This window comes from Massilia cellulosiltytica, from assembly GCF_047325105.1.
In the GTDB taxonomy this organism is placed as follows: Bacteria; Pseudomonadota; Gammaproteobacteria; order Burkholderiales; family Burkholderiaceae_D; genus Telluria; species Telluria orientalis.
This window is the reverse complement of sequence record NZ_CP168562.1, coordinates 4,607,845-4,634,450: the sequence shown is the minus strand read 5'-3', so window position 1 is coordinate 4,634,450 and position 26,606 is coordinate 4,607,845. Positions and strand designations below refer to the sequence as shown.

Genomic DNA, 26,606 nt, shown 5'->3' with positions numbered 1-26,606 from the left:
GGCGACGACATCCAGGACAACACGGAGACTTGACAAGGTGAACAATACCAGGAAAACAGCGATCGCCATCGGCGTCGCGCAGCTCGCCCTGATGGCAAGCGGCGCCGCGCTGGCGCAGACCGAACCGGCCACGGTGGTCGTGCACGGCCAGCGCGCGGCGCTCGAGTCGGCGCAGAACATCAAGAAGAACGCGGACGAAATCGTCGACTCGATCGTCGCCGACGACATCGGCAAGCTGCCGGACAAATCGGTGACGGAAGTGCTGCAGCGGGTCGTCGGCGTGAGCATCGACCGCACGATGAACCGGGTCGACCCGCAGCAGGGCGTGGGCGACAGCGTCAACCACTACGCGGCCGAAGGCACGGGCGTGTCGATCCGCGGCCTGGGCGCGGGCCAGGTCCGCTCCGAATTCAACGGCCGCGACGCGTTCTCCGCCAACGGCGGCCGCGCGCTGAGCTTCGAGGACGTGCCGCCCGAGCTGATGGCCGGCGTGGACGTGTACAAGAACCCGTCCGCCGAGCAGATCGAAGGCGGCATCGGCGGCCTGGTCAACCTGCGCACCGCGCTGCCGTTCGATGCCAAGGGCCGCAAGGTGGCGCTGTCGACCGAGGTCTCGCGCTCGTCGCTGCGCCAGAAGACCGCGCCGCCGTCCGTGTCGGGCCTGTACTCCGACCGCTGGGACACGCAGTTCGGCCAGGTCGGCGTGCTGATCGACCTCGCGCACTCGAAGATCGCGAACCAGAGCGACAGCCTGTCGATCGCCCCATACAGCTCGCGCGACGACCTCGTGCCCGGCAAGCGCGTCTGGGTCACCCCGTCCGCAAGCTGGGGACAGAACACCTTCGACCGCACCCGCGACGGCCTGTATGGCGCGCTGCAGTGGAAGAAGGGCGACTTCAGCTCGTACGTGACGTTCCTGCGTTCGCGCTACAAGCAGCACTCGGACGAGCATTCCTACTTCGGCGGCACCAACCCGGCCACCTTGTCGCTGGATCCGGGCGCCACGTACGACGCCAACGGCGCCCTGCTGACCGGCACGCTGCACGACACCACCAACAGCGGTCCGGGCTTCGGCACGGGCCTGGGCTTCGGCACCGATGCGCGCGCGAGCGGCCGCACGTCCGACACGCGCGACGTGTCGTGGTCGGGCACCTGGCGCGCCAGCGACGCGTGGACCTTCAAGGCCGACCTGCAGCACGTGCAGGCCACGACGGACGGCTACGACAACACGGTCGGCCTGGGCGGTTGGGTGCCCGGCCAGACGGTCGACCTGCGCGGCGGCATGCCGTCGATCTCGTTCGACCAGGCGTCGCGGGCATACCTGGCCGATCCGTCGCACTACTACTGGGGGTTCACGCAGGTGCATCATGACGTGGCGAAGGCGCAGATGAACACGGCGCGCCTGGACGCGAAGTACACGTTCGACCATCCGATCCTCAACGACCTGCGCTTCGGCGTGCGCGTGACCGACCGCTCGGCGGTGACGCAGTCCACCCACGATTCCGAGTGGGTCCAGATTTCGCAGGGATGGGCGGTCGGCAACCAGTCGTGGCAGCCGCTGGCGCAGTTCGCCGGCCTGGGCGACCCGCGCTTCGCCCAGGGCTTCGGCCTGCACCAGTTCAAGAACTTCTTCGGCGGTTCCGCGGCGTCGCCGGCACCGGTGATCGTGCCCGACGCGTCGCTGGCCAATTCGGTCGACGCCGTCAACAAGCTGCACGACTACTACACGACCCTGTGCAACGAAGCCAACGCGACCGGCCGCAACAACGACTGCAGCTACAAACCGCCCAAGTTCGGCGATGCGATCGGCCTGAACGACCAGCACGAACGCACGCAGGCGGCCTACGCCCAGCTGCGCTTCGCGTTCGACAAGCTCGCGTATCCCATCGACGGCAACGTCGGCGTGCGCGTCGTGCGCACGAATCCGAAGTCGATCGGCTACACGCTGTTCACGCCGCCCAACAAGCCGCTGCTGCCGGGAGTGCCGGACATTCCCGCGCAGTCGGAGAAGCAGACGTTCGAGAGCACCTACACGCGCGTGCTGCCGAGCCTGAACCTGAAACTGAAGGTCAGCGACGAGCTGCAGTTCCGCCTCGGGCTGTCGAAGGGCATGTCGCGTCCGGACTTCTACCTGCTGCAGGCCTACACGACGCTGGGCATGGACATCAAGACGCACACGCCGCCCGGCGACGACCAGAAGCCGGTGGTCGATTCGATCGCCTACAACGGCCAGCTGCGCGGCAATACGTCGCTCCGTCCGGTCATGGCCACCAACCTCGACCTGACGGCCGAGTACTACTTCGGCCGCGCCAGCTCGGCGACGTTCGGCGTCTTCAACAAGCGGCTGAAAGACGTCATCATCGCGCAGACGACGGTCTATCCGCTGCAGGACGTCACCGGAACGACGCACGACTTCATGGTCACCGGGCCCGTGAACGGCATGGACGCCCGCGTCAGCGGCATCGAGGCGGGCTTCCAGACCTACTTCGACAAGCTGCCGGGCCTGTTCTCCGGCCTTGGCGTGTCGAGCAACTTCACATACATCGACAGCAGCACGACGTACCACAACCCGGTCAACGGCACCTGGTGCACGCCGAAGGACACGCTGATGGCCAACATGGTCCGCAATCTGCAAGGCTGCGACACGGACGGCCGGGTGTTCGGCGACATGCCATTGGTGGGCCTGTCGAAGAACTCGTATAACGTGGCGCTGTTGTACGACAAGGACGCGGTGTCGCTGCGCCTCGCGTACAGCTGGCGCTCGAAGTACCTGCAGTCGACCAACTCGTGGGGCACGGCCGGCAACGATGGCATCGACCGCAACCCGGACAGCCCGAACTACGGCCAGGGCTACTCGGTCAACTACGGCTTGCCGACCTGGGGCGGCGCGTACGGCCAGCTCGACCTGGGCTTCCAGTACAAGTTCACGGAGCACCTGCGCCTGGGCGGCCAGGTAGGCAACCTGACGAACCAGGTCTACCGGCAGTACATGCAGCAGCAGGTCGGCATGAAACTGCACAACGCCTTCTACACGGGCCGCACCTTCAGCGCCCAGATGAACTACACGTTCTAGGCACGCCGCCGCAAAACAGGCCTCGCGCGACCCTCGCCGGTCGCGCGAGGCCGTTGCTTTCAATTGACCGGATCCTCGTATGAAAAAACGCTCTTATCACCTGCTGGCCGCGCTCGTCCTGGTGTCCACCCAGGCGCTGGCCGCCGCGCCGATGCCGCGCTTGGTCCAGCAGGACGGCCGCTACGCGCTGCTCGTCGACGGCAAGCCGTTCACGATGCTCGGCGTGCAGGCCCACAATTCCAGCAACTATCCGAATGCGCTGCCCAAGGTGTGGGCCGCCGTCAAGGATGCCCACGCCAACACGCTCGAGATCCCCGTGGCCTGGGAACAGATCGAGCCCGTCGAGGGCAGGTTCGATTTCGGCTACGTCGACACGCTCGTGGCCGAAGCCCGCCGCAACGGCGTGCGCCTCGTGCTGCTGTGGTTCGGCACCTGGAAGAACACGGGCCCCGCGTACACGCCCGAATGGGTCAAGTTCGACGACAAGCGTTTCCCCCGCATGCTCGGCCGCGACGGCAAGGCCAGCTACTGCCTGTCGCCGCTGGGCGAGCAGACCCTGGCGGCCGACAGAAAGGCGTTCGTCGCGCTGATGCGCCACCTGAAGCAGATCGACGAAGCGCAGCGCACCGTGATCATGGTGCAGGTCGAAAACGAGGTCGGCACCTACGGCACCGTGCGCGATTTCGGACCGCGCGGCGAGGCGGCGTTCCGCCAGCCGGTGCCGGCGGCCGTCCTCGCGCGCAAGAAGCCGCCCGTGCCCGGCGCCGCGAGCGGCACCTGGTCGGAGGTCTACGGTCCGTATGCCGACGAATATTTCCACGCCTGGGCGATCGCCAACTTCATCGAGGACATCGCGCAGGCCGGACGCGCCGTGTACGACCTGCCGATGTTCGTCAACAATGCGCTGCGCGACCCGCTCGAGCCGCTGGCGCCGTGGAAGGGCAACTTCGCCAGCGGCGGCCCGACGTACGACGTGATCGACATCTACAAGGCCGTCGCCCCGCACATCGACATCGCCGGCCCCGACCTGTACGCGCCGCAATCGGACAGCGTGGCGGCGACGCTGGACAAATTCCAGCGCCCTGACAACGCGCTGTTCGTGCCGGAGATGGGTAACGCGGCCGCGTATGCGCGCTACGTCTACCGGATCCTCGGCCGCGGCGCGATCGGCGTGGCGCCGTTCGGCATCGACTACGCGGACTACAGCAATTATCCGCTGGGCTCGAAGCGTACGGACCAGACCATGGTCGAGCCGTTCGGGACCATCTACGCCGCGTTCGCGCCGCTGGCGCAGCAGTGGGGACGGTGGGTGCTGGAAGGACGCACGGCCGGCATCGCGGAAGGCGACGACCGCAAGCCGCAGTCGCTGGTACTGAAGGACTGGGGCGTCACGGCCTCGTTCCGCGAATGGCAGTTCGGCACGATGGGCAAGGACGCGAAGGAGGAAGACTACCCGCCCGGCACGGCGGCCCCGAACGGCGGCGCGGCCTTCGCCCGGATCGGCGACGACGAGTTCATCGTGATCGGACAGCACGTCCGCCTGCATTTCTGGCCGGCCGGGGCGAACGAAGGCAAGGGCTCCATGTTCGCGCGCGTCGAGGAGGGACGGTTAGACGCGCAGGGGCGCTGGATCATGGAACGCAACTGGAACGGCGACCAGGTCGACCATGGCGTCAACCTGCCGGCGCGGCCCACGATCCTGAAGATCCGGCTGCGCGCCTATTGAGAACGGAGATTCCGGCATGAACACACTTCGGCTGTGCGCGCTCGCGGTCTGCGCGGCCGCGTCCAGCTTCGCCACCGCGCAGGTCGGCGTCACGATCGACGCGGCCAAGCCGGGCCCCGTCATCAGCCGCTACGTGTACGGCCAGTTCGCCGAACACCTCGGCACCGGCATCTACGGCGGCCTGTGGGTCGGTCCCGACTCGAAGATCCCCAACACGCGCGGCTGGCGCAACGACGTCGTGGCCGCGCTGAAGGCGCTGCGCGTGCCGCTCGTGCGCTGGCCGGGCGGCTGCTTCGCCGACCAGTACCACTGGCGCGACGGCATCGGCCCACGCGCGCGGCGGCCCGTGCGCATCAACACGAACTGGGGCGGCGTCGACGAGAACAATGCCGTCGGCACCCACGAGTTCTTCGACCTCGTCGAGCAGCTCGGCGCGGAGGCCTACGTCAACGGCAACCTCGGCACCGGCACCGTGCAGGAGATGGCCGAATGGGTCGAGTACCTGACGGCGGATGGCACGTCGAGCCTGGCCCGCCAGCGCGCCCGCAACGGCCACCCGGCGCCGTACAAGGTCGCGTTCTTCGGCATCGGCAACGAGGCGTGGGGTTGCGGCGGCAATATGCGGCCGGAGCAGTACGCCGACGCTTACCGCCGCTACGCGACCTTCCTGCATCCCGGCGGCGACACGCAATTCATCGCGGCCGGCGGCCACGACGAGGATACGGGTTGGACCGATTACCTGAGCCAGCACATCGGCGGCTGGGGCGTGCGCGCGCACGGGATCTCGTTCCACTATTACACTTCGCCCGGCGCCGACAGGAACGGCAAGTATGGCGCGACCGGTTTCGACGAAGGCCGCTGGATCCACACGCTGGGCGAGACGCGGCGCATGGAAGGGTTCATCGCGGCCAATGTCGCGAAACTGGATGCGCACGACCCGCAGAAGAAGCTGATGTTCGCCGTCGACGAATGGGGCACGTGGTACGACGCGGAGGAGGGCAGCCGGCCGGGCTTCCTGCAGCAGCAGAACTCACTGCGCGACGCGCTCGTCGCGGCCCTGAACTTCAACATCTTCCACGCGCATGCGGACCGCGTGCGCATGACGAGCATCGCGCAGATGGTGAACGTGCTGCAGGCGATGGTCCGCACGGACGGCGCGCGGATGGTGCTGACGCCGACCTACCACGTCTTCAGGATGTATGTGCCGTTCCAGGATGCGGTCTCGGTGCCGGTGACCCTGGCACACAACCCGCTGTACACGTTCGGCGCCGACGCGATCCCGGCCGTCAGCGCGTCGGCGGCGCGCGGCAAGGACGGCAAGCTGGTTCTCGCGCTCGTCAACACGAACCCGCGCGCGACGGCCGACGTCACGGTCGACGTGAGCGGCACCGCCGCGCGCGGGGCGGTCGGTTCCGTGCTGACGGCGGCCGCGATGGACGCGCACAACACGTTCGCCGCGCCCGATGCCGTCAGGCCCGCGCCGTTCCAGGCCGCGGCACGGGATGGAAAACTGGTGCTGCCCTTGCCGGCGAAGTCCGTCGTGGTCGTCGCCGTGCAGGAGTAACACGCGTCAGAACGACGGCAGGCTGCGGCGGCCCTTGACGCCGAACTTCAGCGCGACGCCCGCGGTCCGCGGGCCAGGCTGGCCGCCGCCGATCCATACGGTGGCCTGGCCCGGCTCGACCCTGCGCTTGCCGGCCGCATCGACCGTGCTGAGGGCCTTGCCGTCCAGGTCGAACGTCAGCCGGCGCTTCTCGCCCGGCTGCAGCGTGACGCGGGCGAAGCGGACGAGCGTGCGGTTGGGCGCCGCAGGACCGGAACGGGCGACATAGACCTGCACGACTTCGTCCCCGGCGCGCGGTCCGTCGTTCTTCACGTCGACGGCGACCTTGACGGCGCAGCCGGCGCACACGGTCCTTGGCGCGGGGGCGGCGAGCTTGTACGAGAACTGCGTGTAGCTCAGGCCATGGCCGAACGGGTACAGCGGCTCGCCCTTGAAGTACTTGTAGGTACGGCCCTGCATGCCGTAGTCCTTGAACGGGGGCAGGTCCGACGCCGACTTGTAGAACGTTACCGGCAGGCGTCCGGCGGGGCTGTAGTCGCCGGCGATCAGTTCCGCCACGGCCTGGCCGCCTTCGCCGCCGGGGTACCACGCCTGGATGATGGCCGGCACGTGACCTGCGGCCCAGTTCAGGGACATGGCGCTGCCGCTCATGTTGAGGAGCACCAGCGGTTTGCCGAGGCTGCCCAGGCGTTCCAGCAGCGCTTCCTGCGGCGCGGGCAGGTCGAGGCTCGTGCGGTCGCCGCCGGCGAAACCCGGTGCATTGACCGACATTTCCTCGCCTTCCAGCTGCCACGTGAGGCCGCCCGCGAACACGACGAGATCCGCCGCGCGCGCCGCTTCCAGGGCGGCCGTGTCGTCGAAACTGGGCCGTGTCCACTGCAGCATCTGTTCGCCGTCCCAGCCGAGCTGCCGGGCCTCGATCTCGATCCGGTACACCTTGCCGGCAGCGAGTTCGACCGGCGTGTTCGTCGTCGGCCAGGCGATGTTCCAGAGGTCCGTGACGAGGCGTCCGTCGATACGGATGCGATAGCCCTGGCCGCCTTTCAGCCGCAGGTGGTGCGGGCCGGTCTCCGCGGCGCGCAGGTAGCCGCTCCAGCGCGTGGACGTCTTGCGGTCGGACCGGTCCGGCCAGCCCCACCTGAATGCCGCCTGCGCGCCCGTGTCGACGGCGGCTGGCGCGCCCGCCAGGTCGAGGTTGTCGAAGCGTTCCGTCCGCACACCGGGGTGCGCGCAGTCCGCGTCCAGGCACAGCGCATCGGCCGGCACGTCCTGCAGCGGCGGCGCGACCCAGCCCGTGCCTTCCACGAACGTGACCTGCGCCTGAGGGAAGCGGGCGCGCAGGCCGGCCAGCACCGTGATCGGCTTCGACGGGGTGCCGCTGTAGTTGCCGACCAGCGCATCCACGCTGTCGGCGTTCGGGCCGATCACGGCGATGCGGCGCGGCGCCGTCTTCAACGGCAGCAGGCCGTCGTTCTTCAGCAGCACGAGCGACTGGCGCGCCGCCTCGAGATTCAGACGGCGGTCGGCCGGGGTGTCGTAATCCTTCGCCGTGATGCCGGCCCAAGGGCGCGGCGCATCCAGCAGGCCAAGGCGGATGCGCGCTTCCAGCAGGCGCAGGACGGCGCGGTCGACGTCGGCCTCGGCCAGCAGGCCTTGGCGGACCGCGCGCACGGTCGTGGCGGGCGTCGCCGTCGGGCTGTCGCCGAACTCGCACATCACGTCGGTGCCCGTCTTGATGGCCGCCGCCACCGCGCGTTCCGGCGTGTCGACGTAGCGGTGCGCGCCTTCCGAGTGGATGTCGGCGATGGCGCCGCAGTCGGACACGACATGGCCCTGGAATTTCCACGCATCGCGCAGCAGATCCTTGAGCAGGGGGCCGCTGGCGCAGGCGGGCAGGCCGTTCACCGCGTTGTACGCGCACATGAGGGACAGCACATGCGCTTCCGTCACGGCCGCATGGAACGCGGGCAGGTATGTTTCCGTCAGGTCGCGCGGGGAAGGATGCACGTCCTCGCGGTGGCGGTCGGCTTCGGGGCCGCTGTGCACGGCGAAGTGCTTGACGGTGGCCGAGACCTTCGGCGCGCCCGGATCGGGGCCCTGCAGGCCGCGGATGTAGGCCACGCCCAGGCGCGACGTCAGGTACGGGTCTTCGCCATACGTCTCCTGGCCGCGTCCCCAGCGCGGATCGCGGAAGATGTTCACGTTCGGCGACCACACCGTGAGGCCGCGGTACAGGTCGGAGCCGCCGTCGGGGTGCACGGTCTCCAGGTACTTGGCGCGGAATTCGGTGCCGACGGTGTCCGCGACGCGCTCGACGAGCGCAGGGCTCCACGTCGCGGCGAGGCCGATCGCCTGCGGGAACACGGTGGCGTTGCCGGCCCGTGCGACGCCATGCAGGCCTTCGCTCCACCAGTTGTAGGCGGGGATGCCGAGTCGCGCGATGGCGGGTGACGTGGATTGCAGCTGGCTGGCCTTTTCGTCCAGCGTCATGCGGGCCAGCAGGGCGTGCGCCCGGGCGGCGGGATCGGCCTGTGCCGGCAGGGACAGCGTCAGGGCGACGGCCGCCGCGAGGGCGGTCCTGGAGAGAGGTCGAGGTGTCATGGGCGTGTCGTGATGGGTTGGCGCGCGGATGCTAACACCGGTGGGGCCGTGTGCCCGCGTCGTCCGGGGCGGCTGGTAAAAATTTTGCCGGCGCTGCGGAATTTCATGTCGGGCCGCGTGCACGCTCCGGGATTTCGTGGATCGCCTGAGGATTTTCGACATTGCCGCCGTATGGACAGCCTCGCAGAATGGTTCGAACCCGGCGGGCACGCCTGCTGCCGGACCGTCATCACCATCATTCTGGAGACACAACATGCACAAGATGCGACTCATCGCCCTGGCTGGCGTCGTGGCGGGCCTCGCTGCCGGCTGCGGCGGCGGCGACGCCGATCACGGCAACGGCCAGACCGTCCTGGCGGGCACCATCGGTTCGGCCAGCCCCACCATCAAGCCCGCCCGTTTCGGGAGCGTGAAGTTCGGCGGCGGCGGTTACGTGCCGGGCCTGATCTTCCATCCGACCAGCCCGGACGTGCTGTACGCGCGCACCGACGTGGGCGGCGCCTACCGCTGGGATGCGGCCGCCGCGTCCTGGATCGCGATCACCGACATGTTCGGCCCCGACGAGGGCTTCTACCACGGCAGCGAAACGCTGGCGCTCGACCCGACCGACGACCAGCGCGTCTACATGAGCGCCGGCATGTACAACTGGGCCAGCAGCACCGCGCGCCTGTACATGTCCACCGACCGCGGCACCCACTGGACGCACGTCGACCTGCCGTTCCCGGCGGGCGGCAACAACCAGGGCCGCGCGATCGGCGAACGCCTGATGGTCGACCCGAACGACCCGGCCATCCTGTTCTACGGCACGCGCACGGCCGGCCTGTGGAAGAGCACGGACCGCGGCCAGACGTGGAAACAGGTGACGTCGCTATCGACGCTGACGATGACCCAGGCACAGATCGATACGACTTACTGGAGCAGCCCGGTCGGCGTGGAGCAGGTGATCTTCGATACCGATACCAAAGGCGCCGGCACCGCCACGCAGACGATCTACACGGCAGTGGCGCCGGACTACGCGGGCATGGCGGGCCTGACCGCCGGCCTGTACAAGACGACCAACGGCGGCGCGTCCTGGACCAGCATCCCCGTCCCGGCCGACGTGCAGGGCTACATCGTCCCGCACATGGTGCGCGCGAAGGATGGCATGATGTACGTGGCGTTCACGAAGGGCGAAGGCCCGGGCGCCGGCGGTCCGTGCCGCCTGTACAAGTTCGACGGCACCAACTGGACCCTTCTGAAAGGCTACGACGACACCCAGTGGTCCAGCTTCGGCATGGGCGGCCTGTCGGTGTCCGGCACCGGCGCCCATACCCGCATCGCGCTGGGCGTGACCAACACGTGGGGGAACTGGGTCGGCATGCCGGCCGTGCAGCTGTCCGACGACGGCGGCGCGACGTGGCGCGAGATCGCCAACCTGATGCCGCGCAACCCGGCCGATGGCGGGTACTCCGGCTGGGTGGACGACGTCGAGATCGACCCGAACGATCCGGACCGCGTCCTGCACGTGACTGGCGGCGGCGTGTGGGAGACCCGCGACGCGTCGGCCGCGCAGCCGACGTGGAATTTCATCGTCGGCGGCGTCGAGGAAGTCGCGACGAAGGCCCTGATGGCCCCGGCGCCGGGCGCCAACTACGCGCTGATGCGCGCCGGCCTGGACATCGGCGTCACCGTGCAGACGGAACTCCTCAAGTCGCCCACGCGCACCTCGGGCGAATGGTTCAGCAGCGCGTTCGGCATCGACGCCGCATGGTCCAACCCGAACTATATCGCCGCCATCGGCGCCGGGGCCTCGAAAACGCCGACCATCGTCGGCGCCTACTCCACCAACGGCGGGGTGGGCTGGAACCGGTTCGCGACCAACCATCCGGACGCGATGGCGAACCAGTCGGAAGCGGCCAGCATCGCCGTCACGAAGACCGGCAACGCGGTCTGGGCGCCGGCCGAATCGGTACCGGCATGGACGGCCGACAGCGGCAACACGTGGACGTACACGAACCTGCCCGCGCTGGCCCGCATGAGCGTGGCGCGCGGCTATCACGTCGCGGCCGACCGCAAGAACCCGAACAAGGTCTATGCATACGATTCGGGCGGCGCGTGGTGGGCGCAATGGGGCGGCGCGACGCACTTCTACACGTCGACGGACGGCGGGCGCACGTTCACCGAGAGCGCCACGTTCCAGGGCAGCGGCGCCGCGCTGAACCAGTTCCAGCAGACCTCGGTCGCCGTCAACCCGAACGCGGAAGGCGACATCTGGCTGGTGGACGGGTTCAACGTCCTGCACTCGACCGACTCGGGCGCGCACTGGACGAAACTGAACGTGACCCAGTCGGTTCCGAATCCCAACAACGACTATGAGCCGACGATCTATGGCGCCACGTCGATCGCCCTCGGCAAGGCCCCGGCCGGCGCGAAGTACCCGGCTTCGATCTACATCGTGGGGGTGATCAACGGCCAGTGGGGCTTGTATCGCTCGGATGACGGCGCCGCCAACTGGACCCGCATCAACGACGACCAGCACCAGTACGCCGGCATCGGCAACCTGGCGGCCGACCAGAACGTGCCTGGACGCGTGTTCTTCGCCGGCGCCGCCCGCGGCGTGCTGTACACCTACTGATTCAACGGAGACATTCGAATGAAACCGAAAGCAATCCTGGCCGCGCTGACGCTGGGCGTCGCGGCCGCCAATGCCGGCGCGACCGTCCTGACGTTCGACGGCCTGACCGGGTCGATGTACGGCGACGGCTTCCCGCTGGCCGCCAACATGCACTACGACGGCACGAACGTCGTGTACGAAGAGTCGGGCTACCGCCTGACGCTGAACGCGCCCGAGGCGGACGCCGGCGCGGCCCACGTCGGCGACGGCACGTTCGACCCGCAGACGTACAACTGGCATGACGGCTTCGAGAACGGCGCCGACACCTTCGTCACGCTGACCCGCATCGGCGGCGGCCTGTTCGACCTGCGCAGCTTCGACTACTATACGACCGGCAGCACGCTGTCGACCGACGGCAACCTGCAGGCCTTCCTGGAGGGCGGCGGCACCTGGAGCACGGCGCTGAACGGCATCACGGCGCTGCGCTTCACGTCGGGCGCGGTCAATGCGCTCGCCAACGTCGACGTGGAAGCCGCGGGGACCGTGCCGCTGCCGGGCACGGTGCCGCTGCTGCTGGGCGGCGTGGCGGCATTCGGCCTGGCGCGGCGGCGCCGGGCCTGATCGGGGGCGCGGTCAATCGGCGTCGGCGGGAATGACGGACAGTTCGGCCGCGCTGGCCGAACCGGAACGCCACACGTCGTCCAGCACCGTGAAACGGAAGAAGCGCGCGGCCACCGGCGCGAAACGCGCCGTCTGCAGGTCGGGGTTGTTGTGCACGTTCGCGAACGTGCCCCGTTCGACGGCGGCTTGCCAGTGCGCCCCGTCCGCGCTCGTCTCGAAGCGGTAGTTCACGGCCGTCCCCGCCACCTGCCCATCCTGCCGGGGCAGGTAGGCGAGGCCCGCGATGCGGTGGGATCGGCCCATGTCGACCTGGATGGACCGGCCGCCGCCCCACGGCGTCTGCCAGAACGTGGCGGGATCGCCGTCGACGGCGAGTGCGGCCGCGTGGCCGGCATCCTCGCCATCCGCCGCCACGACGGTGAAGCCGCGCGGCGACAATCCCGTGAAGTCGCGCACGCCGACGACGCCGAGCCGCCCGCCGGGCAGCAGGCGCGCCGCCTTCACGATGCCGCTGCCGGGCATGGCCAGCGGCGCGCGGTACACGGGCGACGCGGCCGTCGGGGCCGAGCCGTCGACCGTGTAGACGATCGTGCCGCCGGCCGGATGGTCGAGCCGCACGGCGCCGGCGGCGTCGCGGTCGGCGATCGTGGGCGGCAACAGGTCCTCCGATTGCTTGTACAGCCCGATCTCCGCCAGCGTCGGTTCGAGGCGCGCGCCCGTGATGCGCACGCGCACGCGGTCCGTCGTCACCGGGGCGCGCAGCCGGATCAGGCGGCGGTGGCCGACCGTCGTGGTCACGTCGGCCGGGTGGCGCGCGGGCGCGGTCCAGGCCGCGCCGTCCCACGTCTCGATCTCGAACGACTCGATGCGTTGGCCGCGCCGGTCCACCGCTTCCTGCAGCGACACGACGTCGAAGCGCGTGCGCCGGGGCAGGGTCAGCGTGAGCGTGCCGTTGCTGCGTCCGGGCGCGGCCTCCCACCAGGTGTCCAGGCTGCCGTCCAGGATGGCCGGCGCGGCGTGCCGCGGGGCCGCGTGGTCGGCCGTCACGCGCGCGCCGCGCGCCAGGTTGACGGCGAACGTGGCGCGCACGATGGCGCCCAGCTGGCCCAGCGTCGCGACCTGGTCGTCGGGCACGAGGCCGCTCTTGTCCGGCGACAGGTTCAGGATCAGGTTGGCGTTGCGGCCGATCGACGAATAAAAGATGTCGACCAGCTGCGTGACGGGACGGGGACGCTTGTCGTGCGCCCAGAACCACTGGCCGTTCGCCAGCAGGGTCGCGTTGGTCTCGGCCGGGTACCACCACAGGTGCGATCCGGGTTTGAGCTGCGCCCGGCTGCCGAGGTCCGCGGCCTGCATGTCGGGCCACTGGAACGCGCCGGGCGCCGTGGGCAGTGGAATCACGCTCCATTCGGTCGTGCGGCCGTAGCCGCTTTCCGTGCCGACCCAGCGCACGTCCGGCCCCTTGCCCATGATGACGGCGTCCGGCTGCAGCTTGCGGATCAGGTCGTACCAGGCCGCGTAGTCGTAGGTTTCGGCCACGCTCGGGTCGGGATTGGCGCCGTCGAACCACACTTCGTGGACCGGTCCGTATTCCGTCAGCAGTTCGTACAGCTGGTTGAGGAAGTAGCGGTTGTAGTCGTCGACCTCGTACGTGAACGTGGGCCGGCCCGGCGGCGGGGTGCGCCCCTGCGCGGGGTCGCTCAGGAAGCGGGCCGGGTCGGTCGGGATCGTCGAGCGGCGTTTCGCGCTGCCGTTGCCGTAATAGCCGGCCGGGTTCGCGGGGTTGGTCTTCAGCTGGTACAGGTCGGCCGGCGACAGGTAGATGCCGAGCTTGACGCCGGCGCCGCGGGCCGCCTCGGCCACCTCGCGCACGAGATCGCCCTTGCCGCCGCGCCAGGGACTCGCGGCCGACGAGTGGCCCGTATAGCGCGACGGCCACATGGCGAAGCCGTCGTGGTGCTTGGCCACCAGCACGAGCATCTTGCCGTCGAGCTGCTTCACCGCGCGCAGCCACTGGTGCGCGTCCAGTTGCGTGGGATTGAACAGGGCAGGGTCTTCCTTGCCGTTGCCCCATTCCACTTCGTTGAAGGTATTGACGCCGAAGTGCAGGAAGAACGTGCGCTCCAGCCGCATCCAGGCGGACTGGTTGGGGCGGGGCAGGGTTGTCGCGGCCTTGGCGACGATCGCGGCGGGGGTGTCGTCCGCGGCGATCACGTGTTCCGTCGCGTAGGGAATGGGGGCGCCGTGCGCTGCCGCGCAGGCGAACGCGAGGGCCAGGCCGAGGCAGCCTTGGGGGTATCGAGGTGGGAGCATGATTTGTCGGTGTGATAAGTCGCGTATCGATTCTGTAATCGGCCGTATTACGCCCGCAATCGCGAAATTCCACAACCGGCATGGGAAATCACGTAAGTCTGCATCGCCAACGTGGCAACCAGGTAACGGTTTCCGCTACCACCATGCGCGCGCCCTCAAAAAGATGTGACGTACGGCAACTGTTGCGTGCATAATCAAAAAATAGCATTAACTTATTGATTTACCACATAAAGTTGTCGTATCAGCTACAGGCTGACCGGCACCGCATCCGTCCGCCATGGCCTTCATATCCCGTGCCGCCCTGTCCGCGTTACCGTCGCGCCTCGCGCGGCTGTACGGCCGCTCGCTGTACGCCGCGCTGCTCGTGCTGGTGGCCGGCGGCCTGGCGATACCGGCCGTCGTGGGCGGCTACCTCATGATCGGCGTGCAGGAACAGCAGGCCGCGCGCCGCGAGCTGGACGAGACCCTGCAGCGCAATGCCGACATCCTCGCCCTCGGCATGCAGGAGTCGCTGTGGAACATGAACATCGACGCGGCCCGCTCGCTCGTCGATTCGCTGATGCGCGACCCCGCCGTCGTGCGCGTGCACGTGGGCGCGCAGGCGGAGGGCGATTTCATCGACCGCCGCGCGGCCGCCGCGCCCGCCGGCCACGTGCTGCGCGCCGAGCGCGAGGTCGTCGTGCACGGCCAGCCGATCGGCCACGTGACGGTCGAGATGGACGACAGCCTGAGCCAGCAATCGCTGCGCGCCAAGCAGGTGCGCTACGCGCTGGTGCTGGCCGTGCAACTGGGCGTGTCGCTGCTGCTGATCCTGATGCTGCTGCGGCGCCGCCTGCTGGCGCCGCTGGGCACCCTGATGAGCTTTTCCGACCACCTGTCGCGCGGCCAGTTCGATGCGCCGCTCGCGCTGTCCACCAACGACGAACTGGGCCGGCTCGGCGGCCAGCTGGAACACATGCGGATCGCGATCGGCGACCTGTTCCAGGACATCGCGCGGCGCGAGGAACGCTTCCGTACCATCGTCACGCAGGTGCCGGGCGCCGTGTTCCGCGCCCGGCCGGGTGGCCTGATCGACTTCGTCAGCGACGCCATCGAAGACATCTCCGGCTATCCCGCGGCTCGATTCATCGGCGCGCACACGGACCGCTGGGCCGACGTCATCTGCCCGGAAGACCGCAAGATGCAGCGGCACTTCGTCAAGGAGGCCGTGCTGGCCGTGCGGCCTTACGAGATCGAATACCGCATCACGGACGCCGCCGGCATCGAGCGCTGGGTGCTGGAAAGCGGCCAGCCGGTCGGCTTCGACGGCAACGCCGCGTTCTGGATCGACGGGATCATCTCCGACATCAGCGAGCGCAAATACAACGAGATGCGCATCGAGGCGCTGCTGGCCGAGCAGGGCGCGGTGCTGGACAACGTCATGTTCGGCATCATGTACATGCGCGAGCGCCGCGTCGTGTCGACCAACCGCCGCTTCGACGAATTGTTCGGCTACGGCGAGGGCGAGCTGCTGGGCGATCCGATCGGCGTGCTGTTCCCGACCGTCGAGGATTACGTGCAGGGCATCGAGGCGGCGGAACCGGTGCTGGCGCGCGGCGGCGATTTCGGCGACGAGCGCCAGTTCCGCCGCCGCGACGGCAGCCTGGTGTGGTGCACGGTGAGCGGCCGCGCGCTCGACCCGGAACGCCAGGACGACGGCAGCATCTGGGTGTTCGCCGACATCACGGAGCGGCGCCAGGCCGAGGAAAAGCTGCGCCTGTCGGCCACCGTGCTGGAACACATCGCCGACGGCGTGATGGTGATCGACCTGCACGGCAAGATCGTCGCGACGAACCCCGCCTTCACGCAGATCACCGGGTACACGGAGAGCGAAGCGGTCGGCACGCATTCGAGCCTCACGCGCCTGGCGAGCCACGACGCCGGGTTCTCCGAGGCGCTGTGGGCCGACCTGGCGGAGACGGGATTCTGGCGCGGCGAACTTCGGAACCGCCGCAAGAACGGCGAGACTTACCTCGAGTGGCTGACCGTGTCCGCGGTGCGCGACGATGCCGACGCCGTCACGCACTACGTCTGCGTATTTTCCGACATCACGAAGGTCAAGGAATCGCAGGACAAGCTGGACCACCTGGCGCACCACGACCCGCTCACGGGCCTGCCGAACCGCCTGCTGTTCCACGACCGCCTGCAGCACGCGATGGTGCGCGCGGCCCGCAACAACCGCGAGCTCGCGGTGATGTTCATCGACCTCGACCGCTTCAAGACCGTCAACGACACGCTCGGCCACCACATCGGCGACGAGCTGCTGAAGCAGGTCGCTGGCCAGCTTGCCGAGTGTCTGCGCGACGGCGACACGCTGGCGCGCCTGGGCGGCGACGAATTCATCGTGTTGCTGGAAGACGTCGACGGCGCGCGCGGCGCGCGCCTGGTGGCGGAAAAGCTGATGCAGTTGTTCGAGCGGCCCGTGCTCGTGTCGGACTACGAATTGTTCGTCACGGGCAGCGTCGGCATCAGCCTGTTCCCGCAGGATGCCGCCGACATGAACATGTTGATCCGGAATGCCGACGTGGCCATGTACCAGGCCAAGGCGCGCGGCCGCAACGGCTACCAGCTGTATGCGCCGTCGATGGACGGCGACGGGGCCGAGAGACTGCGCATGGAAGGCCTGCTGCGGCGCGCGATCGAGCGGGGCGAGATCCGCCTGCATTACCAGCCGCAGGTCGAGATCGAGACGGGTCGCCTGATCGGCGTCGAGGCCCTCGTGCGCTGGCACAGCGCGGAACTCGGTCACGTGCCGCCGGCGCGCTTCATCCCGCTCGCCGAGGACATCGGCTTCATCGGCCAACTGGGCGCCTGGGTGCTGGAACAGGCGTGCCGCCAGGTGGTATGCTGGGAGACGGCCGGGCTGGACGTGCCGAAGGTGGCGGTGAACCTGTCGGGCCGCCAGTTCGACCGCGGCAGCGTCGCGCCGCTCGTCGCGCGCGTGCTGGCCGACGCGGGCCTCGCGCCGCAGCGGCTGCAGCTGGAGGTGACGGAGTCCGTGATCATGAATACGGGCGACGCGCTCCAGTACATCAACGACCTGCACGCGCTGGGCGTGGAGCTGGCGATCGACGATTTCGGCACGGGCTATTCGTCGCTCGCGTACCTGAAGCAGCTGCCGGTGCAGACCTTGAAAATCGACCGCAGCTTCATCAAGGACATCCCCGCCGACAAGGACGACGAGGCGATCGCGGTCGCCATCGTCCAGCTGGGCAAGAGCATGGATCTCGCGGTGATCGCGGAAGGCGTGGAGACCGGCGAGCAGGCGGCCTTCCTGCTGCGCCACGGCTGCCGGCGCGCGCAGGGCTATCTGTACGGCCGGCCGGTGGAGCCGGCTGAATTGTTGGAGACATGGAGGCAGGACGATGCGGGACACGGGCGGACCAGGTTCGGATAAGGAGGACGGCGGTCCGGTACGCACCGTGCGCGGGGGCCGGCGCCGGTTCCTGCTGGGCGGCCTGGCCGCGGGCGCGGCGCTCGTCGTCGGCTGGGGCGTGGCGCCGCCGCGCCAGCGCTTGCGTGCGACCGGGCCGGCTGCCGTGCACGATGCCGGCACCGTTGCCCTGAACGGCTGGGTCGCGATTTCTCCCGACGGCACCATCGACGTCGTCGTCCCGCGCAGCGAGATGGGGCAGGGCGTGCACACGGCGCTGCCCATGCTGCTGGCCGAGGAACTGGACGCGCCGCTGGCAGCCGTGCGCATCGTGCAGGCGCCCATCGACAAGATCTTCGCCAACCTCACCGTCCTGCGCGACACCCTGCCGTTCCATCCGGACGATGCCGGCAACTTCCAGCTGGGCGCACGCTGGGTCGCGGGCAAGGTGGCGCGCGAGCTGGGCATCATGTTCACGGGCGGCTCGACGAGCGTGAAGGATGCGTGGCCGACGATGCGTACGGCCGGCGCCGTCGCGCGCGCGATGCTGCTGCGCGCGGCCGCCGAACAGTGGAAGACGACACCGGAGACGCTGTCGACGCGCGACGGCATGGTGCTCCATCCGGACGGACGGCGCGCGCCATATGGCCTGCTGGCGCAGCGCGCCGCCGCGCTGGGCGGCGACATCGATGCGGACGACGTCCGCCTCAAGACGCCCGTGGACTTCCGCCTGATCGGCAAGCCCGTGCCGCGGCGCGACGCGCCATCGAAGGTCAACGGCCGCGCGGCGTTCGGCATCGACGTGCGGCCGGAAGGCCTGCTGTACGCGGCGCTGCGCATGGCGCCCGTGCTGGGTGCGCGTGTCGCGGGGTTCGATGCGGGCAAGGTGGCGGCGCTGCCGGGCGTGGCGCTCGTCGTCGACGTATCGTCCGCGCTCGCGCCGTTGTCCGGCGCGGGCGCCGGCGTCGCCGTGGTGGCGAAGGGATGGTGGCAGGCCAGGCAGGCCGCGCTGGCGCTGCCCGTGCAGTGGACCGCGAGCCCGCATGCCGCGTTGTCGAGCGAGTCCGTGTTCGCCGGTTTTGCGAAGGCGCTCGATGAAGAATCGGGCCATGCGTATTTCGAGGCCGGCAGCCAGGAGGCGCCCGAACTCGCGGGCACGCGCACCGTGCAGGCCGAATACCGCGCGCCCTTCCTCGCGCACGCGACGATGGAACCGCAGAACTGCACGGCGCAGGTCCTGAACGGCAAAGTAACGCTGTGGTCGCCCACGCAGGTCCCGAGCATCGCGGTGGACGTGGCGGCGAAGGTCGCGGGCGTCGGACGCGAGGACGTGACCATCGAGGTGACGATGCTGGGCGGCGGCTTCGGCCGGCGCCTGGAGACGGACATGGTGGCGCAGGCCGTCGCCGTGGCCATGCAGACGCGCGGACGCCCGGTGCAGTTGCTCTGGACGCGCGAGGACGATACGGGCCACGACGTCTACCGCCCGGCCGCGCTGGCGCGCTACACGGCGCACGTCGGCGCGGACGGGCGCGTGCTCGCGTGGGACAGCAGGCTGGCGAGCGGCGCCATCGGCCACCAGTACTTCCCGCGCAACCTCGGCCTGCCCGGCGTCGGTCCGGACAAGACGACGGCCGAGGGCGAGTACGACCTGCAGTACGCGATCGCGAACCGCCGCAGCCGCCACGTGACCGTCGACAGCGTCGTGCCGATCGGGTACTGGCGTTCGGTCGGCCACTCGCACAACGCGTTCTTCAAGGAGAGCTTCGCGGACGAGTTGGCGCATGCGGCGGGGCAGGACCCGGTCGCGTGGCGGCGCGCGCTGCTGAAAGACCATCCGCGCCACCTGGCCGTGCTGGACGCCGCGCTCGCGCGCGCGGGCACGCCGGCGGACGGCCGCGCGCACGGTGTCGCCGTGCACCAGTCGTTCGGCACCGTTGTCGCGCAGGTCGCGGAAGTGTCGGTGGAAGACAAGGAAATCCGTGTGCACAAGGTCGTGTGCGCCGTCGATTGCGGCCTCGTCGTCAATCCGACCATCGTCGCGCAGCAGGTCGAATCGGGCGTCGTGTTCGGCCTGTCGGCCGCGCTGGCGGGGGAAATCACGTTCAGGGATGGCCAGCCGCAGCAGACGAATTTCGGCGATTATCCCGTGCTGCGGATGGCGCAGGCGCCCGAGGTGGAGACCATCATCGTACCGAGTGCGGAACCGCCGGAAGGCATGGGCGAACCCGCGGTGCCGCCCGTTGCGCCGGCCGTGGCGAACGCGGTGTTCAAGCTGACGGGGCAGCGGTTGCGCAGCCTGCCGCTGCGCTTGAGTTGATCACTCGTCGGCGTTGGCGATGAGGGTGCGCAGGTTGCACTCGCGCTGCCACGCCTGCCGTTCCGGCGTGGAGGCCGCCTGGCGCGTGAGTTCGGCGCTGCTCAGCTCCGCCTGCGCCTGGATCAGGCGGTCCGCGACTTTCGGATCCGGCAGCATGGTGCCGAAGAACGCGACGTCATCGCCGCGCTGTACGAGCAGCGTGGGGAAGTTTTCGACGTCGAGGTCGCCGACGATGTCGGCCTGGTCTTCCACGTCGATCCAGACGAAGGTCTTGTCGGGATGGCGCGCGGCCAGGCCGTCGAACGCGGCGCGGTAGGACGAGCAGGTGCCGCACCAGGCGGCGCACAGGCAGGCGACGATCCAGCCGTCGCCGTGGAGGGCGGCGGCGACCTGGTCGCGGGTATCGGGCTCGAGGGTCAGACTGGACATGGGCGCGATTCTACAACGGTTCCGCGCTTTTGGCTGACCGGGCCGCCGGGTTACAATACGCCATGCCTATCATCCTCGCCATCGAAACCTCGTCCGAGCTGGCGTCCTGCGCGTTATTGAACAGCGCGGACGGCGCGGACACCCCCGTATTGACCCGCGTACTGACCCGCGAATCGTCCGGCGTACGCACGCATTCGCAGTCCGTCCTGCCCATGGTGCAGGAACTGCTGCGCGACGCCGGCGTCGCCCTGGCCGACTGCGACGCGATCGCATTCGGCGCCGGTCCGGGTTCGTTCACGGGTGTGCGCACGGCGTGTGGCGTGGCGCAGGGTCTCGCGTTCGGCGCGCGCAAGCCCGTGCTGCCGCTGGTGACGCTGGAAGCGATGGCCGAGGCGTGCCGCGCGCGCACGGGCGCGACCGATGTGCTCGCCGTGCTGGATGCGCGCATGGGCGAAGTCTATTGGGCGCAGTACCGCTGGACCGGCGCATGGCGGGCCGTGCGCGAGCCTGCGCTGAGCGCGCCGGGCGCCGTCGCGCCGGAGATGGTCGACGGCCTGGCCGCGTGCGGCAATGGCTTCGCGGCGTATCCGGAAGCCTTCGCGGACGCGCCTTTTGCGGCCGGTGCGCACGACGACATCCTGCCGCATGCGCGCGAATTCGCGGTGCTGGGCGTCGCCGCACTGGCGGCGGGCCGCGCGGTGCCGGCCGACGAGGCGCAACCGCTCTACCTGCGCAACAAGGTCGCGTACACGAGCGCCGAACGCCAGGCCATCAACGCGGCCAAGGCGGATGCGCGATGACGGAGGTCGCGCACCTGGAACTGCGCCCGATGGTCGTGGGCGACGTCGACGAGGTGCATGCCCTCGAATGCAGCGTATTTCCGCATCCGTGGAGCCGCGCGAATTTCATGGACTCGCTCGCGAGCGGCTACGACGCCTGGGTGCTGCGCGCGCCGACGGGCGCGCTGGCTGGGTATTTCCTGTTGATGTATGCGCTGGACGAAGCCCATCTGCTCGACGTGGCCGTTGCGGCGCCGCTGCACGGGCGCGGCGTCGGGCGCTATCTGCTGGACCGCATCGCGGCCAGGTCGCGGGCAGAGCGCATGGCGTCGATCCTGCTCGAGGTGCGGCCGTCGAACACGCGCGCACTCGAGGTGTACCGGCGCTACGGCTATGAAGAGATCGGCCGCCGCAAGGGCTATTATCCCGCGCACGAAGGGCGGCGCGAGGATGCGATCGTGATGAGGTATGTGTTATGAACGGTGTCAGCGAACGCGACGCCATCTTCCTGAACGAGATGGGCCTCGGGCCGCTGTGGCAGTTGCGCACGGCGCCGGCATCTGCTGCCGCTGCCGTCGCGGCCGACGTGGCCATCGTCCCGGGACCGACGCCGCTGCAGCCGGGGGCGCAGTCGGCGTCCGCACTGGCGCCGGTCGCCGAGCCGGCCGCGCCGCCGCCGGTGCCGGCCGTGCTCCCGCCACGGCCTGCGCCGGCGGGGCCGCGTCCGCCCGGCCCGACGCCGCTGCAACCCGTCGCGCAATCCGTGTCCGCGCTGGCGCCGCCGGCCGACCACGATTCCGCCTGGGACGACGCCGCCTTGCCGAGCGACGCGACGCCGGAAGAAATCGCGGCCATGGACTGGGACCAGCTCACCATCGCCATCGCCGCGTGCCGCCGCTGCAGCGCGTGCCGCGAAGGGCGCGCGCCGGTGCCGGGCACGGGCGCGAAGCAGGCGCGCTGGGTCGTCGCGGCCGGCGCCACGACGGCTGCCGATGACAAGGCGCGCGTCCCGCTCGCGGGCGATTCCGGCAAGCTGCTGGACAATATGCTGGCCGCCGTCGGCATGGGCCGCGAGCGCGACGTCTACGTGACGAACCTGATCAAGTGCCGCCCGACGACGCCGAGCGGCGGCGAGCGCGCGCCCACGCCGCAGGAGGCGGCCGCGTGCCGTCCCTACCTCGAACGGGAAGTCGCGCTGACCGGAGCGGAGACCGTGCTCACGCTGGGCCAGATCGCCGCCAACACCTTGCTGGGCCGCCCGCTGCCGGAACCGCTGGCCGGCGCACGGGGCAGCGCTCACGCGCTGGAGACGGGCGGACGCACGGTGAACCTGGTGGCTACCTTGCATCCGGGCGAACTGCTGCGGCGCGGCGCCGACAAGGCCCTCGCGTGGGCCGACTTGTGCAGGGCAAGGAACGCCCGTGCGCGCTCAGGCTGACACGTACCAGGCGCTGTTCGAACGCCGCTGGCGCCATCTGCGGCGTGCGCGGGTGCGGGCGCTGGCCTGGTTGCTGGACGCCCCCGACCTCCTCGACATCCACGACCCGCACTGGGAAGGCCGCATCGCGACGCTCGGTCCGATGACGGAAGCCACGGCGCGCTGGCTGGCCGAACTCGATGCCGATCCCGCACCGCTGGACGCGGCACTCGGTTCGAAAATGTATACGCGCCTCGGCCTGTACGCGGAAAAGCTGATGGCCTTTTATTTCGCGCACCAGGGCCGCCTCGTCGCACACGGCCTGCAGGTACGGGCCAGCCGCAACGACACCGTCGGCGAGTTCGATTTTCTGCTGGATGCGGAGGGTGGGGGGAATGCGGGCGGCGTCGAGCACATCGAGTTCGCCACCAAATTCTACCTGCTGCAGGGCGATGCCACGACGGGCTTCGACACGTTCGTCGGTCCGAACCTGGCCGACAGCCTCGGCCGCAAGATGCGCAAGGTGTTCGAGCGCCAGCTCGAACTGGGCAGCCACCCGGCCGCGCAGGACGTGCTGCCGCGGCCCGTCGTCGCGGCACGCGCGCTCGTCAAGGGCTGGCTGTTTTATCCGCGCGGGACGTACCAGGCCATGCAGGGCATCACGGCGGGCCATTGCCGCGGCTTCTGGTGCCCGTTGGCCGAACTCGATGCCTTGCCCGGCGACCGCTTCCTGATCCTGCCGCGCCTGCAATGGCTGCCGCCGTTCCGCGCGCAATCGGCTGTGTGGATGCTGGACAAGGCCCAGCTGGCCGCGGAACTGGAAGACCACTTCATGGCCTCGAGCGCGCCCGTACTCGTGGCGCTCGTGCGCGAAGAGCCGGACAACATCGTGGAATTCGAACGCGGCTTCATCGTCCCGGACGACTGGCGCGACCGCGCCAACGCCCGCCTGCATTCCTGACCGGGGTCAGCCCCCGTTTTTTGGCAATTTCCGCCAAGCCCTTACCAAGATTCGGGGTCAGAGCACGTTTTCGCAAAAATTCGGGGTCAGAGCACATTTCAGCGCACTGTCTTTTCGGCATTGTTTGACGCTGCGAGCGGGCGTGCAGGCCCTCGCGCGGTCACGGATTGCGCATCGCTGCCCGTACCGATCAATTCCTCGAAAAAGTGCTCTGACCCCGAATTTCGAGAAAAATGTGCTCTGACCCCGAATTTTCCATCTCACTCTGACCCCGAATTTTCGAATCAGTGCTTGTGCTCGCCGATCAGCGCGAGCGAGTCGTGCTCGCGCTGGTTCGCCGCGTGGCGGCGGCCGATCAGCCACATGATGCCGGCCAGCGACAGGCCGAACAGGACGATAATGATGTCCAGGTCCAGGCTCAGCGTGATCATGATGGCGTACAGCGCCAGCATGGTGAGGATGGAGAGGTTCTCGTTGAAGTTCTGCACGGCGATCGAGTGGCCGGCGCTCATCAGCACGTGGCCGCGGTGCTGCAGCAGGGCGTTCATCGGCACGACGAAGTAGCCGGACAGGAGGCCGATGAGCAGCAGCAGCACGACGGCGATCGGCAGCGAATACACGATCGTCATCGAGGTCACGACGAGGCCCATGATGATGCCGAGCGGGATCACGGTCAGCGATTTCTTCAGCGGGATCATCTTCGCCGCCATCGCCGCGCCGATCGCGGACCCGATGGCGACGACGCCGATCAGCCCCGTCGCCTTGTCGAGGGACATGTGCAGCGAGCGCTTGGCCCATTCCAGCACGATCAATTGCAGGGTCGCGCCGGCGCCCCAGAACAGCGTCGTCACGGCCAGCGAGATCTGGCCCAGCTTGTCTTTCCACAGCGTGGCGGAGCAGTCGGCGAAATCGGCGATCAGCTTGGCCGGATTGCGTTCCTGGTGCTCGTAGCGGGCGCCGGTGTCCGGGATGCGCAGGTTGAAGCCGGCCGCCAGCGCGTACACGCCGATCAGCACGGCGAGCTGGGCCTTGGTTGAGGAGTTGATGCCGGTGTCGATATAGGGCACGTCCAGCGTCATCAGCCAGGCGCTGCCGTGGGCACTGACGAGGGCGCCGCCCATGGCCGCGCCGAGGATGATGGACATGACGGTCAGGCCCTCGATCCAGCCGTTGGCCGCGACGAGTCGTTCAGCCGGCAGCAGCTCGGTCAGGATGCCGTATTTGGCGGGGGAATAGACGGCGGCGCCGAAGCCGACGACGGTGCAGGCGATGAGAGGGTGCGCGCCGAAGAAGATCAGGCAGCAGCCGAAAACCTTGATTAAATTGGCGGTGAACATCACCCGTCCCTTGGGCATCGAATCGGCAAACGCGCCGACGAATGGCGCCAGGAGGACGTAGAACAAGACGAACGACAGCTTCAGCAGCGGAGTGAGCGAAGCCGGGGCTTTCATCGCCGTTAGCAGACCGATCGAGACAAATATCAGCGCGTTGTCGGCCAGCGACGAGAAGAACTGCGCCGCCATGATGGTATAAAAACCACGGTTCATTCGAAAGGTTCAAAAAACTGGATGGGTTGCTTTATACCATGAAAGACCGCTTAGCCCAAGGAATCGACAATACGGCATTTCACTGCCGGGAGTAAAATAAACCTTTCGTTCTCAGCCGTCGCCCCCATCTGCAAGCCATGCCACGTCCCCTGCACGCCACCATCCACCTCGACTCCATGCAGCACAATCTGGCCCGTGCGCGCGCCTGTGCGCCGCAGGCGAACGTCTGGGCGGTGGTGAAGGCGAATGCGTATGGACACGGCCTGGAACGAGGCATGCGCGGCTTCGCGCAGGCCGACGGCCTGGCCCTGATCGAAACGGAAAACGCGCTGCGCCTGCGCGAGCTGGGCTGGGTGAAGCCAATCCTGTTATTAGAGGGAATCTTCGACACGTCGGACATCCCCTTGCTGGCTGAACATAATGTCAACAGCACGGTCCATTGCATCGAGCAGGTCAAGATGCTGGAGTACACCCAGCTCTACCGTCCCATCGACGTGCACCTGAAAATGAACACGGGCATGAACCGCCTCGGCTTCCGCCCGGACGAGTTCGCCGCGGCGTACCAGCGGCTGCGCGCCATCCCGGGCATCCGCAACATCACCTTGATGACGCATTTCGCGAACGCGGACGAGCTGGAACATCCGCGCCTGTCGATCGGCGAGCAGGTACGCCGCTTCCGCCTGGGCGCGGACGGTCTGGCGGGTGAGCGCAGCCTGTCCAATTCGGGCGGCGTGCTGCACACGGCGGAACTCGTCCAGGAATTGCAGAGCGACTGGGTCCGTCCCGGCATCATGCTGTATGGCGGCACCCCGGGCGGCCGCTCGGCGAAGGATTACGGCCTGTTGCCCACGATGACGCTGAAATCGGAAATCATCGGCATCCAGCACATCGAGCCGGGCGACAGCGTGGGCTACGGCAGCCGCTTCCAGGCGGACCGGACCATGACGGTGGGCGTCGTCGCCTGCGGCTATGCGGACGGCTACCCGCGCCACGCCGAGCACGGCACGCCCGTGCTGGTGGACGGCATCCGCACGACGCTCGTCGGCCGGGTGTCGATGGACATGATGGCCGTCGACCTGTCACCCATTGCGAACGCGCGCGTGGGCAGCAAGGTCACCCTGTGGGGCGACGGTCTCCCGATCGACGAGGTGGCGCAGGCCGCCGGCACGATCGGCTATGAATTGATGTGCGCCGTGGCGCCGCGCGTGCGCGTGGCCGAGGCGCCGCTCGGGTGCGATCCCGTCTTGTAA

The 26,606-nt window shown here is 68.8% G+C and carries 16 protein-coding genes; 12 read left to right on the top strand and 4 right to left on the bottom strand.

Going from position 1 to position 26,606, the window contains the following annotated elements; all coding sequences use genetic code 11:
- Window positions 1-37 precede the first annotated feature (37 nt).
- The 3 genes from ACEN9H_RS20130 (at window position 38) to ACEN9H_RS20120 (ending at window position 6,363) form a co-directional block, all read left to right on the top strand.
- Window positions 38-3,073, top strand: a complete 3,036-nt coding sequence (locus ACEN9H_RS20130; protein WP_413671839.1) for a TonB-dependent receptor — start codon at window positions 38-40, stop codon at window positions 3,071-3,073.
- A gap of 79 nt (window positions 3,074-3,152) precedes the next feature.
- Complete coding sequence (locus ACEN9H_RS20125; protein WP_413671838.1) at window positions 3,153-4,799, top strand: DUF5597 domain-containing protein; 1,647 nt, start codon at window positions 3,153-3,155, stop codon at window positions 4,797-4,799.
- A 16-nt stretch (window positions 4,800-4,815) separates the two neighbouring features.
- Complete coding sequence (locus ACEN9H_RS20120; protein ID WP_413671837.1) at window positions 4,816-6,363, top strand: alpha-N-arabinofuranosidase; 1,548 nt, start codon at window positions 4,816-4,818, stop codon at window positions 6,361-6,363.
- Between the two features lie 6 nt (window positions 6,364-6,369).
- Here the strand turns inward: ACEN9H_RS20120 and ACEN9H_RS20115 are convergent, their stop codons facing one another.
- Entirely contained in the window at window positions 6,370-8,964 is a 2,595-nt protein-coding gene (locus ACEN9H_RS20115; RefSeq protein ID WP_413671836.1) for a glycoside hydrolase family 3 C-terminal domain-containing protein, read from the bottom strand.
- A gap of 253 nt (window positions 8,965-9,217) precedes the next feature.
- Here ACEN9H_RS20115 and ACEN9H_RS20110 point away from each other — a divergent pair, with 253 nt between their 5' ends.
- Window positions 9,218-11,578, top strand: coding sequence for a WD40/YVTN/BNR-like repeat-containing protein (locus tag ACEN9H_RS20110; protein ID WP_413671835.1), 2,361 nt, complete (start codon window positions 9,218-9,220; stop codon window positions 11,576-11,578).
- A gap of 18 nt (window positions 11,579-11,596) precedes the next feature.
- Complete coding sequence (locus ACEN9H_RS20105) at window positions 11,597-12,178, top strand: VPLPA-CTERM sorting domain-containing protein (RefSeq protein WP_413671834.1); 582 nt, start codon at window positions 11,597-11,599, stop codon at window positions 12,176-12,178.
- A 12-nt stretch (window positions 12,179-12,190) separates the two neighbouring features.
- Here the strand turns inward: ACEN9H_RS20105 and ACEN9H_RS20100 are convergent, their stop codons facing one another.
- The gene (locus tag ACEN9H_RS20100) at window positions 12,191-14,491 is read right to left on the bottom strand and encodes an alpha-L-fucosidase (RefSeq protein WP_413671833.1); all 2,301 of its coding nucleotides are present in this window, start codon (window positions 14,489-14,491) and stop codon (window positions 12,191-12,193) included.
- 277 nt (window positions 14,492-14,768) lie between these two features.
- On the opposite strand from ACEN9H_RS20100, the gene ACEN9H_RS20095 reads away from it, so the two are divergent.
- Complete coding sequence (locus ACEN9H_RS20095) at window positions 14,769-17,927, top strand: EAL domain-containing protein (protein ID WP_413671832.1); 3,159 nt, start codon at window positions 14,769-14,771, stop codon at window positions 17,925-17,927.
- The gene (locus tag ACEN9H_RS20090) at window positions 17,896-20,223 is read left to right on the top strand and encodes a molybdopterin cofactor-binding domain-containing protein (RefSeq protein WP_413671831.1); all 2,328 of its coding nucleotides are present in this window, start codon (window positions 17,896-17,898) and stop codon (window positions 20,221-20,223) included. Before ACEN9H_RS20095 ends, ACEN9H_RS20090 begins: the two co-directional genes overlap by 32 nt.
- Here the strand turns inward: ACEN9H_RS20090 and ACEN9H_RS20085 are convergent, their stop codons facing one another.
- Window positions 20,224-20,652 carry a thioredoxin family protein gene (locus ACEN9H_RS20085; RefSeq protein ID WP_056127923.1) on the bottom strand — a complete coding sequence of 143 codons (429 nt, stop codon included), beginning with the start codon at window positions 20,650-20,652 and terminating at the stop codon, window positions 20,224-20,226.
- Between the two features lie 62 nt (window positions 20,653-20,714).
- Here ACEN9H_RS20085 and tsaB point away from each other — a divergent pair, with 62 nt between their 5' ends.
- The 4 genes from tsaB to ACEN9H_RS20065 are packed head-to-tail and all read left to right on the top strand — an operon-like array spanning window position 20,715 to window position 23,809.
- On the top strand, window positions 20,715-21,452 hold the full coding sequence (gene tsaB / locus ACEN9H_RS20080; protein ID WP_413671830.1) for a tRNA (adenosine(37)-N6)-threonylcarbamoyltransferase complex dimerization subunit type 1 TsaB: 738 nt from the start codon (window positions 20,715-20,717) through the stop codon (window positions 21,450-21,452).
- On the top strand, window positions 21,449-21,910 hold the full coding sequence (gene rimI, locus ACEN9H_RS20075) for a ribosomal protein S18-alanine N-acetyltransferase (protein WP_056127931.1): 462 nt from the start codon (window positions 21,449-21,451) through the stop codon (window positions 21,908-21,910). The genes tsaB and rimI overlap by 4 nt, the downstream gene beginning before the upstream one ends.
- A complete protein-coding gene (locus ACEN9H_RS20070; protein WP_413671829.1) occupies window positions 21,907-22,869 on the top strand; it encodes a uracil-DNA glycosylase in 963 nt (320 codons plus the stop codon). The genes rimI and ACEN9H_RS20070 overlap by 4 nt, the downstream gene beginning before the upstream one ends.
- On the top strand, window positions 22,853-23,809 hold the full coding sequence (locus tag ACEN9H_RS20065) for a DUF1853 family protein (RefSeq protein WP_413671828.1): 957 nt from the start codon (window positions 22,853-22,855) through the stop codon (window positions 23,807-23,809). Before ACEN9H_RS20070 ends, ACEN9H_RS20065 begins: the two co-directional genes overlap by 17 nt.
- A gap of 284 nt (window positions 23,810-24,093) precedes the next feature.
- Here ACEN9H_RS20065 and lplT read toward each other — a convergent pair whose 3' ends face one another.
- Window positions 24,094-25,356 carry a lysophospholipid transporter LplT gene (gene lplT / locus ACEN9H_RS20060; RefSeq protein WP_056127936.1) on the bottom strand — a complete coding sequence of 421 codons (1,263 nt, stop codon included), beginning with the start codon at window positions 25,354-25,356 and terminating at the stop codon, window positions 24,094-24,096.
- A gap of 137 nt (window positions 25,357-25,493) precedes the next feature.
- Between lplT and alr the strand changes: the two genes are divergently transcribed.
- Entirely contained in the window at window positions 25,494-26,606 is a 1,113-nt protein-coding gene (alr, locus tag ACEN9H_RS20055) for an alanine racemase (RefSeq protein ID WP_413671827.1), read from the top strand.

Bases quoted from the DNA above. Each gene is read 5' to 3' on its own strand.
- ACEN9H_RS20120 (WP_413671837.1), top strand. From the start codon at position 4,816: ATGAACACACTTCGGCTGTGCGCGCTCGCGGTCTGCGCGGCCGCGTCC.
- alr (WP_413671827.1), top strand. From the start codon at position 25,494: ATGCCACGTCCCCTGCACGCCACCATCCACCTCGACTCCATGCAGCAC.
- ACEN9H_RS20090 (WP_413671831.1), top strand. From the start codon at position 17,896: ATGCGGGACACGGGCGGACCAGGTTCGGATAAGGAGGACGGCGGTCCG.
- ACEN9H_RS20115 (WP_413671836.1), bottom strand. From the start codon at position 8,964: ATGACACCTCGACCTCTCTCCAGGACCGCCCTCGCGGCGGCCGTCGCC.
- ACEN9H_RS20110 (WP_413671835.1), top strand. From the start codon at position 9,218: ATGCACAAGATGCGACTCATCGCCCTGGCTGGCGTCGTGGCGGGCCTC.
- ACEN9H_RS20085 (WP_056127923.1), bottom strand. From the start codon at position 20,652: ATGTCCAGTCTGACCCTCGAGCCCGATACCCGCGACCAGGTCGCCGCC.
- tsaB (WP_413671830.1), top strand. From the start codon at position 20,715: ATGCCTATCATCCTCGCCATCGAAACCTCGTCCGAGCTGGCGTCCTGC.
- lplT (WP_056127936.1), bottom strand. From the start codon at position 25,356: ATGAACCGTGGTTTTTATACCATCATGGCGGCGCAGTTCTTCTCGTCG.
- rimI (WP_056127931.1), top strand. From the start codon at position 21,449: ATGACGGAGGTCGCGCACCTGGAACTGCGCCCGATGGTCGTGGGCGAC.
- ACEN9H_RS20125 (WP_413671838.1), top strand. From the start codon at position 3,153: ATGAAAAAACGCTCTTATCACCTGCTGGCCGCGCTCGTCCTGGTGTCC.
- ACEN9H_RS20100 (WP_413671833.1), bottom strand. From the start codon at position 14,491: ATGCTCCCACCTCGATACCCCCAAGGCTGCCTCGGCCTGGCCCTCGCG.
- ACEN9H_RS20070 (WP_413671829.1), top strand. From the start codon at position 21,907: ATGAACGGTGTCAGCGAACGCGACGCCATCTTCCTGAACGAGATGGGC.
- ACEN9H_RS20095 (WP_413671832.1), top strand. From the start codon at position 14,769: ATGGCCTTCATATCCCGTGCCGCCCTGTCCGCGTTACCGTCGCGCCTC.
- ACEN9H_RS20105 (WP_413671834.1), top strand. From the start codon at position 11,597: ATGAAACCGAAAGCAATCCTGGCCGCGCTGACGCTGGGCGTCGCGGCC.